General features: G+C 57.6%; 9 protein-coding genes, 2 tRNA genes and 1 rRNA gene. 6 read left to right on the plus strand and 6 right to left on the minus strand.

Translation table 11 applies throughout. From position 1 onward, the window contains the following. The first annotated feature begins 169 nt into the window (after positions 1-169). Positions 170-1,261, plus strand: a complete 1,092-nt coding sequence (locus tag FX982_RS11530) for a calcium:proton antiporter (RefSeq protein ID WP_172610725.1) — start codon at positions 170-172, stop codon at positions 1,259-1,261. A gap of 74 nt (positions 1,262-1,335) precedes the next feature. On the opposite strand, the gene FX982_RS11535 is transcribed toward FX982_RS11530, so the two are convergent. The 6 genes from FX982_RS11535 to FX982_RS11560 all read right to left on the minus strand — a co-directional run bounded on the left by FX982_RS11535 (position 1,336) and on the right by FX982_RS11560 (position 8,002). After that, positions 1,336-2,691: an 8-oxoguanine deaminase gene (locus FX982_RS11535; RefSeq protein WP_172610726.1), complete on the minus strand. Its 1,356-nt coding sequence runs from the start codon at positions 2,689-2,691 to the stop codon at positions 1,336-1,338. Positions 2,692-2,861: 170 nt separating this feature from the next. Beyond that, positions 2,862-3,548, minus strand: coding sequence for an SDR family oxidoreductase (locus FX982_RS11540; protein WP_172610727.1), 687 nt, complete (start codon positions 3,546-3,548; stop codon positions 2,862-2,864). Positions 3,549-4,150: 602 nt separating this feature from the next. Next, positions 4,151-4,738 (minus strand): IMPACT family protein, encoded by a 588-nt coding sequence (locus FX982_RS11545; RefSeq protein ID WP_172610728.1) that lies wholly within the window; start codon positions 4,736-4,738, stop codon positions 4,151-4,153. Between the two features lie 33 nt (positions 4,739-4,771). After that, a complete protein-coding gene (locus FX982_RS11550) occupies positions 4,772-5,431 on the minus strand; it encodes a TetR/AcrR family transcriptional regulator (protein WP_122536703.1) in 660 nt (219 codons plus the stop codon). Positions 5,432-5,515: 84 nt separating this feature from the next. Beyond that, positions 5,516-6,907: a uracil-xanthine permease family protein gene (locus FX982_RS11555; protein ID WP_172610729.1), complete on the minus strand. Its 1,392-nt coding sequence runs from the start codon at positions 6,905-6,907 to the stop codon at positions 5,516-5,518. A gap of 174 nt (positions 6,908-7,081) precedes the next feature. Next, positions 7,082-8,002 (minus strand): LysR family transcriptional regulator, encoded by a 921-nt coding sequence (locus FX982_RS11560; RefSeq protein WP_172610730.1) that lies wholly within the window; start codon positions 8,000-8,002, stop codon positions 7,082-7,084. A gap of 141 nt (positions 8,003-8,143) precedes the next feature. Here FX982_RS11560 and FX982_RS11565 point away from each other — a divergent pair, with 141 nt between their 5' ends. From FX982_RS11565 to FX982_RS11585, 5 genes are all read left to right on the plus strand, one after another. Further along, positions 8,144-9,490 (plus strand): aspartate aminotransferase family protein, encoded by a 1,347-nt coding sequence (locus FX982_RS11565; protein ID WP_172610731.1) that lies wholly within the window; start codon positions 8,144-8,146, stop codon positions 9,488-9,490. 67 nt (positions 9,491-9,557) lie between these two features. Beyond that, a complete protein-coding gene (locus FX982_RS11570; protein WP_172610732.1) occupies positions 9,558-11,051 on the plus strand; it encodes a CoA-acylating methylmalonate-semialdehyde dehydrogenase in 1,494 nt (497 codons plus the stop codon). Positions 11,052-11,626: 575 nt separating this feature from the next. Further along, a 16S ribosomal RNA gene (locus FX982_RS11575) occupies positions 11,627-13,163 on the plus strand. Positions 13,164-13,284: 121 nt separating this feature from the next. Then, positions 13,285-13,361 (plus strand) — tRNA-Ile (locus FX982_RS11580). A gap of 10 nt (positions 13,362-13,371) precedes the next feature. Continuing rightward, positions 13,372-13,447, plus strand: a tRNA-Ala gene (locus tag FX982_RS11585). The last annotated feature ends 58 nt before the right edge of the window (positions 13,448-13,505 follow it).

Here is a 13,505-nt window from a genome sequence, read left to right on the forward strand (position 1 = left end):
TCCGGATCAGCGTCAGGATGAATGGCAATTTGATGCGGCGGCGCGACGATCTGTCGCGACCCGCTGCTAGGCTGTCTTGAAACCTTTGTTTACATCAACACTCTCAAGCGCTTCAGTAAACTTCACTTCATGGATGTGCGGCCAGGGTCGCAAGGGGCTAAATGCAGCGATGGGCACAATTCTCAAGCAGGAAAAGTTTCTTCTACTGGCGGTCATTGCGACCTTTTTCGCCTACTTCTACGAACACCAATTGCTCAGCCACGGTCATACCGTCGCGCTGATCGCGGGCATCGCCCTGGTGGGGTTCATCATCTGCGCGTCGTTGCGGGTGGCTCACCACGCCGAGCTGTTGGCGGAAAAGGTCGGCGATCCATACGGCACCATGATCCTTACCTTGTCGGCGGTGCTGGTTGAGGTCGTGATTCTGGCGATCATGATGAGCAACGAGCCTTCACCCACGCTGGTGCGCGACACCATCTACTCGGCCGTGATGCTCGACATCAACGGGATCCTGGGTCTTGCCGCGTTGATGGGCGGGCTCAAGCACGGTGAGCAGTCCTACAACGATGACTCCGCGCGGTCTTACAGCGTGATGATTCTGACTGCCATGGCGGTGTCGATGGTGGTGCCGGAATTCATTCCCGAAGGGAAATGGAAACTGTATTCGGCCTTCACCATTGGCGCGATGATCCTGCTGTATGCGCTGTTTCTGCGTATGCAGGTCGGACCGCACAGTTACTTCTTCAGCTACAGCTACCCGGATAAGAAGCGCCGCAAGGGTGAGGCCGAAGAAGCGCACGAGCCCGTCAACCTGACGCGTTCGATCGCCACGCTGGTTTTCGGCGTAGTGGTCATTGGCGCGTTGGCCGAAGTTATGTCGAAAACCGTCGATCTGGGCCTGGAAGGCAGCGGCGCGCCGCCTGTCATGACGGCGATTCTGGTGGCGGCGATCTCGGCAGCGCCGGAGATCCTGACCGCATTGCGAGCCGCGCTGGCCAACCGCATGCAGTCGGTGGTCAATATCGCCCTCGGTGCTTCGCTGTCGACGGTGATTCTGACCGTGCCGGTTATGGAAGGCATGGCGCTTTACAGCGGCCAGGCCTTCCAGATGGCGATGACGCCCGTGCAGACCATCATGATCTTCGTCACCTTGCTGGTTTGCGCCATCAACCTCAACGACGGCGAGACCAACGCGATCGAAGGCATGACGCATTTTGTGCTGTTTGCCACGTTCATCATGCTGTCGCTGATGGGGCTATAACTTGGCTTTCGCCTGAAAGCAGCAGCGGGGGAGTCAGCCGTTTCACTCCCCCGCGGCGCCAGCCAAACCGCGTGTCAGCCCCTGATTAATTCCGCGGCTGCCTGGCGATGGTCTGCAATCAGCCCCTTCAGATCGAGCCCTTCGACCTGACCTTCAATCACCCGCCATGTGCCGCCGATCATCACCCGGTCTGCGCGATCAGCGCCGCACAGCAGCAGCGCCGAGATCGGATCGTGGCTGCCGGAGAAGCGCAACTCGTCCAGCTTGAACAAGGCCAGATCAGCCTGTTTTCCCACCGCCAACTCGCCGATGTCACGGCGGCCCAGCAATTGCGCTGAGCCCTTAATCGCCCAGCCCAATGCCAACTCGGGCGTGATTTTCTCCGCCCCGTAACGCAAGCGCTGCAGGTAAAGCGCCTGCTTGGCTTCAAGCATCATGTTCGAGGCGTCATTTGACGCAGAACCGTCAACGCCCAGACCGATCGGGGCGCCTGCGGCAAGCAGCTCCAGCGTGGGACAGATGCCTGACGCAAGGCGCATGTTCGAACTCGGGCAATGACAGACCCCCGTGCCGGCCTGGCCGAGGCGAGCGATCTCTTCGCTGTTGAAATGAATACCGTGGGCCAGCCATGTGCGAGGGCCGAGCCAGCCGACGCTGTCTAGATAGTCGACTGTCCTCAGGCCGAAGCGCTGCAGGCAGAAGTCCTCTTCGTCCAGGGTTTCGGCCAGATGCGTGTGCAGGCGCACATCGTGTTTTTCGGCCAGGGCTGCGCTTTCCGCCATGATCTCGGTCGTCACCGAAAACGGTGAGCACGGCGCCAGCGCAATCTGGATCTGCGCGCCGTCACCCCGCTCGTGGTAGGTCTCGATCAAGCGCACGCTGTCGTCGAGAATTACCTGGCCCTGCTGGACGGTTTGCTGGGGTGGCAGGCCGCCGTCTGCCTCGCCCAGGGTCATCGAACCCCGCGTCAGCATCGCGCGCATACCCAGTTCGCGGACGCTTTTCACCTGAACATCAATGGCGTCATCCAGACCTTGCGGGAACAGATAATGATGGTCGGCGGCGGTGGTGCAGCCTGACAGCAGCAACTCGGTCAGGGCGACCTTGCTGGCCAGTGCAAGTTTTTCCGGCGTCAGCCGCGCCCACACTGGGTAAAGCGTTTTCAGCCAGGGGAATAACGGCTGATTGACCACCGGGCCCCAGGCGCGGGTGAGGGTTTGATAAAAGTGGTGGTGAGTGTTGATCAGGCCGGGCAGCAAGACATGCTCGCGTGCATCGAACACGTGTTCGCAAGGTTGTGCGGGCAGTTGGCCTGGCAAGAGCATCTCAACGATAACCCCGCCCTCGACCACCAGACCGCCTCGAGCATCGAGATCATTGGCCGTGAAAACGGCAAGGGGATTTTTCAACCAGGTACGGATCGCGGGCATTGGCCGGCTCCTCTGAAAGTGGGTTCAGGTCGCCAGCTCAGTGTTGCCCTGTCTGCTGATCCAGGGTCGCCGCAGCAACGAACGCGCTACGAGGCGAGGGCGGATTCTAGAGTGTTGTGGCGGGCGTCGGCAAGTCGCGACGGCTCAGGCTGCCGCGACGTGCATCTCGATCACCAGGGAATCGTCTCACCCTTGTAGTTCACGAAGTGATGACCGCCTTTCCCCGCAAAGCGCTCAAGCTGCTCGACAATCCCGCGTACGCTGGTTTCGACGTCGATATCGGCGCCTTCACCGCCCATCGCCGTGCGGACCCAACCGGGGTGCATTGACAGCACTGTCGGTTTGTTCTCGCCCATCTGCGTCACGAAGCTGTTGGTCATTGAGTTCAGCGCGGCTTTGCTGGCTTTGTACAACGCCATCTCCGGGGCGTCCGGCATGGTGACGCTGCCGAGCACCGAGCTCATGAACGCAATCACACCGGTCTCGGGACGGATCTGGTTGACGAAGCGTTTGGCCAGGCGGATGGGCGCGACGGCGTTGGTGAGAAACAGCTGACCCAGTTCGCCGGACGTCGCGTCGGTCGGGTTGGGATGCATCGGGCCCATCACGCCGGCGTTGACGAACAGCAGGTCATACGTCTGGCCTTTGAGGTTATGAGTCAGCACTTCGAGGGAAGACGGCTCGTCGATGTCCAGTGTCTGTAGTTGCACATTCTGCAGTGCTTTCAGCTCGTCGGCCTTCTGAGCGTCGCGGACGGTGGCGGTGACTTCCCAGCCCAGTTCCGTCAGACGTTTCACCAATCCGAGGCCAAGGCCGCGTGACGCTCCGATGATCAGAGCTGTTTTAGGGGTGGACATTGGAATGACTCCTGTACAGACAAACGAAAAATTTCACTCAATCGATGGACATCGCGACGCGGCGAGAATTTGGTTTCTTGAAGCGCTGAGTTGCCGCAAGGCGCATAAGCTAGCGGCAGAGGATGACGGAGGCTTACGACATATGTGAGTGAACGTTTCCGATATGAATGTCAGGCGGTCAGGATGGCGCACGATCGACCACCGCCTGGTGGTGTGTCTGTATAAAAAACATCCAGCTCTGCCCAATGCGTGTCGTACCAGGCGCTCTGCGAAGGCTTGCACGGGTTATCCACAGATTGCTCCACAGGTAATGTGGGTAGTTGCGGATCAGGGATATAACGCGCCGTAAACGAGCGCCGCATCGGCATAAAGGGCGCTAACGTCCTGTTTTCCCGCTCCTTTTATTCACAACGAACGCTTTTGGATAAAAAATGATCAAGCAGCGCAAAGCCTTATTTATCAAGGCCTGCGGCGATGTGCGCTCAGCTTGTCCACAGGCGGGTGCACAGTAGATGTGAGCAAATGCCACTGCGATTACATCCATTGCGTTTCCGTGCATCGCCAGTCTTAACCGGGAAGGCGTCGATGTGGCCGTCGATCGACTACTGCGCCTGCTGCAACACGATCCGCCCGCGACTGATGTCGGACAATTGGCGCTGAAGGGTCTCAACCTGATCAGGCCCTAGCGAGATTGATAGCGTGACGCCGTTTGCGTTGAAGCGCTCATCCTCCACAAGCCCGTTGAGTTCAGCCACTCGCAGCTTTATCAGCACCAGTTCGCTGAAGCTGCAATCGAATTGCAACGGCACTCGGTTGACCAACGGCATCCGATCCGCCTGCTGCAGGCATTTGTTCGCCCCCCCACCATAGGCCCTCGCGAGCCCGCCGGTGCCCAGTTGAGTCCCGCCGTACCAGCGAATGACCAGCACAACGACTCGATCAAAATCCTGAGCATCAATGGCCGCGAGTATCGGCCGCCCGGCCGTGCCACCTGGTTCGCCATCGTCGTTGCTGCGGTACTGCGCGCCCAGTTTCCAGGCCCAGCAATTGTGAGTGGCGTCGAGATCACTGTGCTGCTCGATGAACGCTTGAGCATCGGCAGCAGTGTCGATGGGGGCCGCGAGGGTAATGAATCGGCTCTTGCGAATCTCTTCGCGAAACTCGCAGGGGCCGGTGAGCGTAAAAGGCATTGAGTTTCCAGACTGCGCTTGGGTTTTCAGGCGTTATACAGCAGGCGTGAGTCCGCAGCCCTTGAGAATGATGCGGATCAGGTTATCCCCAGCAGCCTCCATGTCCTGCTTGGTCAGCTTCGAACGGCCGGTGACCTGGCAAATCTGGGTGGCGAAGTCAGCGTAATGCTGGGTGCTGCCCCACAGCAGGAAAATCAAATGCACCGGATCGACCGGGTCCATTTTCCCGGCGTCGATCCAGGCCTGGAAAACGGCGGCACGCCCCTGAAACCATTCGCGGTAGTCCTGGCTGAAATACTGATTCAGGCACTCGCCGCCACTGATGATCTCCATCGCGAAAATGCGCGAGGCCTGTGGCTGGCGTCGTGAGAACTCCATCTTGGCGCGGATGTAGTGCGTCAGCGCCTGTGCCGGATCGTCGTCTGCGCTCAGGTTGTTAAACGTGCTGTCCCATAACTCGATGATGTTGCTCAGCACCGCGATATAGAGACCCAGCTTATTGGTGAAGTAATAATGCAGGTTGGCTTTGGGCAGGCCGGCATTCTGCGCGATCGTGTTCATGCTGGTGCCCTTGAAACCATGACGAGCGAATTCGTCCTCAGCCGCCTTCAAGATCGCTTCTTCGTTTTTCTGGCGAATGCGGCTGGCCGGTTTGGTGGCGCTGGGGCTGTGAGCGGGGACTTCAAGGGTCATGTGCGGTTCCAGACGGATCATTGGGTGCGACGCGATGAACACATAGCGCACCCGCGAGGATCCGACAAGCGTTGCCCTCGTAAATCAGTCAAAGGATTCCGTTGTCTGTTTTTTGGCTTCGCCCGTTTCATTTGTTTCTTTGGCTTCCGGAAGCATCAGGCTCATCACGATGGCCGTGAGCCCGCCGCTGGTGATCGCCGAGTCGAACAGGCTTTGCACCCATTGCGGCAGATGATGCAGCAGCGTCGGTTGCGCCGCGATGCCCAGTCCTACTCCGAACGAGGTGGCGATGATCAACATGCTGCGGCGATCCAGCGGCGCTTGCGCGAGGATCCGCACGCCTGCCGCTGCAACGCTGCCGAACATCACCAATGTCGCGCCGCCAAGCACCGGCTTAGGAATCTGCTGAAGCATCGCACCGATCACCGGGAACAGTCCGAGTAGAAACAGGATTGCCCCAATGTACAGACCCACATACCGACTGGCCACGCCGGTGAGCTGAATCACGCCGTTGTTCTGGGCGAAGGTCGTATTGGGGAAGGCGCTGAATGTCGCCGCGATCATGCAGCTGACGCCGTCGCCCAATACGCCGCCCTTCAGCCGGGCAATGTAGCCTGGGCCCTTGATGGGCTCGCGGGAGAGCATGCAATTAGCGGTAAGGTCGCCAACGGTTTCGATGCTGCTGATCAGGTAAATCAGCGCCACCGGTAGGAATGCTGCCCAGTCGAAGCTGAATCCGAACCGAAAGGGCACCGGAATGCTGACCAGCGCAACGTCGGCAATGGAATGAGGCACGAGCTTGCCGCTGAACCAGGCTGCAAGGCTGCCAATCGCGAGCCCGATAATGATGGCCGACAGCCTCAACCAGGGGGCGCTTGAGCGGTTGAGCACCACGATTACTGCCAGCACGAAAACGCCAAGGGCCAGATTGACCGGCTCGCCGAAGTCCGGGGCATTGAAGCCGCCTCCCAGATCAGTCACGCCGACCTTGATCAAGCTGACGCCGATTAGCGTGATGACGATGCCGGTTACCAGTGGCGTGATCACTCGACGCAGCTGTCCGATGAAACGGCTGAGCACAATCTGCACGATGGCGCCAAAGAAACATACTCCGAATACCATGGCCATGATGTCTTCCGGGCTGCCACCGCGCTGCTTGACGATGAAGCCTGCCGACAGCACCGCGCCGAGAAACGCGAAACTGGTGCCTTGCAGGCAAATCATGCCGGCGCCGATACCGAACGGGCGGCGCGCCTGAATGAACGTGCCCACACCCGACACCATCAACGCCATGCTGATCAGATAAGGCATGTATGCGCCAAGCCCGAGCGCCGATCCGATAATCAGCGGCGGCGTAATGATGCCCACGAATGCAGCAAGCACATGCTGGACAGCAGCCAAGGTTGCCGGCCCGATGCTCGGCCGGTCATTGAGGCCGTAGATGAGGTCGTTATTGTCTGGCGCTTCAGGCTGCATGCTGGCTCTCGATTCTGTGTGGACTTCGACATTCAGCCTTACTGCAAAAACCTGTCCAACTGATCAGTTACGTGCGTGCCGATTCGCTGTACATGCCCGTCTATCAAGGGGCTGGTCGGATATCTCGGCCGTTTGACTGCGCGTCATTGGGAAGCTGACTGAGTAGGGTCGGCTTCATCGTGTGGCGGCCAGACTCTCCAGAAAACTTTCCAGCACCAAATGGGGGCGGCGGCCTTTGCGCGTGACGGTCACCAGGCTCACATCGTAGAACCGCGACTTGGGCTTCAGCGCACGCAGTCGACCCTGCTGCACCCAAAGGCTGGCGTAATGATCGGGCAGATAGCCGATGTAACGCCCGGTCAGAATCAGAAACGCCATGCCTTCCCGGTCCGATGCGCTCGCGGTGCATTTCAGCGCCTGATAATGGGCCTGGATCTCACTCGGCAGGCGAAACGTCGGCGCTATGGTCTCCTGCGCGGACAGTCGATCGTCATCAAGCTGCGCATCATCCACGTAAAACAGCGGATGACCGACGGCGCAATACAGCAGCGAACGTTCGCTATACAGCGGCTGATATTCCAGTCCCGACAGGGCGCTGGCCTGGGGTACGACGCCAACGTGCAAACTGCCGTCGAGCACACCCTGCTCGACTTCATTGGGCGCGATCATGCGGATATTGATGTGCACGTCCGGACCACGTTCTTTCAGTTGGGAAAGCGCGTGGGTGATGCGCATGTGGGGGAGTGTGACCAGATTGTCCGTCAGCCCGATGTTCAGCTCGCCGCGCAGGTGTCGGTGAAGACCATTCACCTCCGTACGAAAACTTTCGAGGGCGCTCAATAACTGCAGCGATGACTGATAGACCTCGCGGCCTTCCTCCGTCAGGGAAAACCCCGCACGGCCCCGTTGGCAAAGACGCAGTCCCAGGCGCTGCTCGAGATCACTCATTTGCTGACTGATGGCAGAGCGACCAATACCCAGCGCGCTTTCCGCTGCCGAAAATCCACCGGACTCGACCACGCTACGAAAAATGCGCAACAGACGAATATCAAAATCGCTGACTTGTGCCAGCGGATCATTACGGCGGGTGCTCATAGTTTAGTGGCCGGTCAACTGAAGATCGTAAAAGCAGCATTTTCCAGACTTTATGCCCGTGGCACTTTAGCTGCAACCGGCCCGCACCCGCCCGCACTTCAATGGGAAGTCAGGCCCCCACGATCAGTGAGGTTAATTCCGATGAATATGCCCGAATCGTCCGACATGTCTCTGGCTAGCCAGCTCAAACTTGATGCCCACTGGATGCCTTACACGGCGAACCGAAACTTTCATCGCGATCCACGGCTGATCGTCGCCGCCGAAGGCAGCTATCTCACGGACGACAAAGGCCGCAAAATTTACGACGGTCTGTCGGGGCTGTGGACGTGTGGGGCAGGGCATACACGCAAGGAGATTCAGGAAGCGGTTTCCCGCCAGTTGGGCACGCTGGACTACTCGCCAGGATTCCAGTTCGGACACCCGCTGTCGTTTCAGCTGGCTGAAAAGATCACCGATCTGACACCCGGCAAGCTGAATCACGTCTTCTATACCGACTCTGGATCGGAGTGCGCTGATACTGCGGTCAAGATGGTGCGGGCTTACTGGCGTTTGAAAGGCCAGGCGACCAAAACCAAGATGATCGGCCGCGCCCGTGGCTATCACGGCGTGAATATCGCGGGCACCAGCCTGGGTGGCGTCAACGGCAACCGCAAGATGTTCGGGCAATTGATGGACGTCGATCATCTGCCTCATACGTTGCTTGCCAGCAACGCCTATTCACGGGGCATGCCGGAGCAGGGCGGCATTGCGCTGGCCGATGAGATGCTCAAGCTGATCGAACTGCACGACGCTTCGAACATTGCAGCGGTGATCGTAGAGCCCATGGCAGGCTCTGCAGGGGTGATCGTTCCGCCGCAGGGGTATCTCAAGCGGCTGCGTGAAATCTGTGATCAGCACAACATTCTGCTGATTTTCGATGAAGTGATCACGGGGTTCGGGCGTACCGGTTCTATGTTCGGCGCAGACAGCTTCGGCGTGACGCCCGACCTGATGTGCATTGCCAAGCAGATCACCAACGGTGCGATCCCGATGGGGGCTGTCATTGCCAGCACCGAGATCTATCAGACGTTCATGAGTCAGCCGACGCCCGAGTACGCCGTGGAGTTTCCCCATGGCTACACCTATTCAGCGCATCCCGTTGCCTGCGCCGCCGGCCTCGCCGCGCTGGAAATCATTCAGCGCGAGAACCTGGTGCAGCAGGTCGCTGAAACTGCGCCGCATTTCGAAGGCTATTTGCATGCGTTGAAGGGCAGCAAGAATGTTGTCGATATTCGCAATTACGGTCTCGCCGGCGCCATTCAGATTGCACCGCGCGACGGTGATGCGATCGTGCGTCCGTTTGAGACGGCCATGAAGCTGTGGAAGGCCGGTTTCTATGTGCGCTTCGGCGGCGATACCTTGCAGTTCGGCCCGACCTTTAACAGCAAGCCTGAAGACCTCGATCGCATGTTTGACGCAGTCGGCCAGGCCCTTAATCAAATCGACTGATCATCTTTTATTTGCTCACAGGCGCAGTCCGGCTGCGCCTGCGGGCTAACGTTTTCCGGAGTTATGCATGAGCAACATTCAGCACCTGATTCATGGCGACCTGGTCAGTGAAAATGGCCGCACTGCCGATGTGTTCAATCCGTCAACCGGCCAAGTGATTCGTAAAGTACCTCTCGCCAGTCGCGAAACCGTTCAACAAGCGATCGACTCTGCGAAGGCTGCTTTCCCGGCGTGGCGCAATACCCCTCCTGCCAAGCGGGCGCAGGTCATGTTCCGCTTCAAGCAGCTGCTGGAACAGAACGAGGCACGTATTGCCCGGCTGATCAGCGAAGAGCACGGCAAGACCCTCGAAGACGCGGCGGGAGAACTCAAACGTGGCATCGAGAATGTGGAATACGCCAGTGCGGCGCCTGAGATCCTCAAGGGCGAGTACAGCCGCAACGTCGGACCAAACATTGATGCGTGGTCTGACTTTCAGCCGCTTGGCGTAGTGGCGGGCATCACCCCGTTCAACTTCCCCGCGATGGTGCCCCTGTGGATGTACCCCTTGGCAATCGCCTGCGGCAACTGTTTTATCCTCAAGCCCTCCGAGCGCGATCCAAGCTCAACCTTGTTGATCGCGGAGTTGCTGCATGAAGCCGGGTTGCCGAAGGGGGTACTGAATGTCGTGCACGGCGACAAGGTGGCAGTTGATGCATTAATCCAAGCCCCTGAAGTCAAGGCGCTGAGTTTTGTCGGCTCCACCCCGATCGCCGAGTACATCTATAAAGAAGCCACCGCACGCGGTAAGCGGGTACAGGCATTGGGTGGAGCGAAGAACCACGCGGTGCTGATGCCCGACGCGGACCTGTATAACGCCGTGAGCGCATTGATGGGAGCGGCCTATGGTTCGTGCGGCGAGCGCTGCATGGCGATCTCGGTTGCAGTGTGCGTCGGTGACCAGGTTGCCGACGCGCTGGTCGCCAAGCTGGTGCCGCAGATCAATGGATTGAAGATCGGCGCCGGGACTTCCAGCGGGCTGGATATGGGGCCTCTGGTTACCGGGCAGCATCGCGACAAAGTCAGCAGCTATATAGAAGACGGCGTGGGTGCAGGTGCGAAGCTGGTGGTGGATGGTCGTGGGCTCACGGTGCCCGGACACGAAGATGGATTCTTCCTGGGTGGATGCCTGTTCGACCATGTCACGGCCGAGATGCGCATCTATAAAGAAGAGATATTCGGTCCGGTGCTTTGCATTGTGCGTGTGGACAGTCTTGAACATGCGATGCAGTTAATTAACGACCATGAATACGGCAATGGAACCTGCATCTTCACCCGCGATGGTGAAGTGGCCCGCTTGTTCTGCGATGAGATCGAGGTGGGCATGGTTGGGGTGAACGTGCCGCTGCCTGTACCTGTGGCTTATCACAGCTTTGGCGGATGGAAGCGGTCGCTGTTTGGTGACTTGCATGCCTATGGCCCGGATGGCGTTCGCTTTTATACCCGTCGCAAAGCCATTACACAGCGGTGGCCGCAGCGCTCCAGCCATGAGGCCTCCCAGTTCGCTTTCCCCAGTCTCTAAGGCTTTAGGGAAGGCAAGTTTGCTGATTTGCCTTCCCTGTCAGCCATTTTTGACCGATATGACAGTTTCGTTAAATAAGTGCTTGACGCCCCTCTGGATCTGTCTATAATTCGCCCCACTTCCGGCGCAGACGAAACGGAAAACTCCTTGATAATCAAAGAGTTGGACGAAGTAAGCAGCGTGGAATGCTTCGGTTCAGATGCTTGAATCGACAGCGGTGAAAAAGGCAGTTGACAGCAGGTTGTAACGCTGTAGAATTCGCCTCCCGCTGACGTGAGACGTTAAGTCGAACGAAGCGCAAGTGGTTGAAGTTGATAAGGAAACTTTGAAAACTTCTTAAAATAACCGCTTGACAGGAACTAGAGACGCTGTAGAATGCGCGCCTCGGTTGAGACGAAAGATCTTAACCACCCGCTCTTTAACAACTGAATCAAGCAATTCGTGTGGGTGCTTGTGCTGTAAGACTGAAGTCGCAAGATTATCAGCATCGCAAGTTGCTCCACGAGAAATCATGGTTTAACCAACGATTGCTGAGCCAAGTTTATAAGGTTTTCTCAAAACCTAATTGCAGTATTGAACTGAAGAGTTTGATCATGGCTCAGATTGAACGCTGGCGGCAGGCCTAACACATGCAAGTCGAGCGGATGAAGAGAGCTTGCTCTCTGATTCAGCGGCGGACGGGTGAGTAATGCCTAGGAATCTGCCTGGTAGTGGGGGACAACGTCTCGAAAGGGACGCTAATACCGCATACGTCCTACGGGAGAAAGCAGGGGACCTTCGGGCCTTGCGCTATCAGATGAGCCTAGGTCGGATTAGCTAGTTGGTGAGGTAATGGCTCACCAAGGCGACGATCCGTAACTGGTCTGAGAGGATGATCAGTCACACTGGAACTGAGACACGGTCCAGACTCCTACGGGAGGCAGCAGTGGGGAATATTGGACAATGGGCGAAAGCCTGATCCAGCCATGCCGCGTGTGTGAAGAAGGTCTTCGGATTGTAAAGCACTTTAAGTTGGGAGGAAGGGCAGTAAGCGAATACCTTGCTGTTTTGACGTTACCGACAGAATAAGCACCGGCTAACTCTGTGCCAGCAGCCGCGGTAATACAGAGGGTGCAAGCGTTAATCGGAATTACTGGGCGTAAAGCGCGCGTAGGTGGTTTGTTAAGTTGAATGTGAAATCCCCGGGCTCAACCTGGGAACTGCATCCAAAACTGGCAAGCTAGAGTAGGGCAGAGGGTGGTGGAATTTCCTGTGTAGCGGTGAAATGCGTAGATATAGGAAGGAACACCAGTGGCGAAGGCGACCACCTGGGCTCATACTGACACTGAGGTGCGAAAGCGTGGGGAGCAAACAGGATTAGATACCCTGGTAGTCCACGCCGTAAACGATGTCAACTAGCCGTTGGAAGCCTTGAGCTTTTAGTGGCGCAGCTAACGCATTAAGTTGACCGCCTGGGGAGTACGGCCGCAAGGTTAAAACTCAAATGAATTGACGGGGGCCCGCACAAGCGGTGGAGCATGTGGTTTAATTCGAAGCAACGCGAAGAACCTTACCAGGCCTTGACATCCAATGAACTTTCCAGAGATGGATTGGTGCCTTCGGGAACATTGAGACAGGTGCTGCATGGCTGTCGTCAGCTCGTGTCGTGAGATGTTGGGTTAAGTCCCGTAACGAGCGCAACCCTTGTCCTTAGTTACCAGCACGTTAAGGTGGGCACTCTAAGGAGACTGCCGGTGACAAACCGGAGGAAGGTGGGGATGACGTCAAGTCATCATGGCCCTTACGGCCTGGGCTACACACGTGCTACAATGGTCGGTACAGAGGGTTGCCAAGCCGCGAGGTGGAGCTAATCCCAGAAAACCGATCGTAGTCCGGATCGCAGTCTGCAACTCGACTGCGTGAAGTCGGAATCGCTAGTAATCGCGAATCAGAATGTCGCGGTGAATACGTTCCCGGGCCTTGTACACACCGCCCGTCACACCATGGGAGTGGGTTGCACCAGAAGTAGCTAGTCTAACCTTCGGGAGGACGGTTACCACGGTGTGATTCATGACTGGGGTGAAGTCGTAACAAGGTAGCCGTAGGGGAACCTGCGGCTGGATCACCTCCTTAATCGAAGACTCAGCTTCTTCGCAAGTTCCCACACGAATTGCTTGATTCATTGAAGAAGACGATAGAAGCAGCTTTAAGCTCCAAGCTGATAGCTCACGCTAACAGTTACAAGCTCGAAATTGGGTCTGTAGCTCAGTTGGTTAGAGCGCACCCCTGATAAGGGTGAGGTCGGCAGTTCGAATCTGCCCAGACCCACCAATTTTGTTATGGGGCCATAGCTCAGCTGGGAGAGCGCCTGCCTTGCACGCAGGAGGTCAACGGTTCGATCCCGTTTGGCTCCACCATAACTGCTTCTGATTGCTGAAAGCTTAGAAATGAGCGCTCCATCCGCTGGGATGATGA

The sequence above is a fragment of the Pseudomonas graminis genome (assembly GCF_013201545.1).
Lineage (GTDB): Bacteria > Pseudomonadota > Gammaproteobacteria > Pseudomonadales > Pseudomonadaceae > Aquipseudomonas.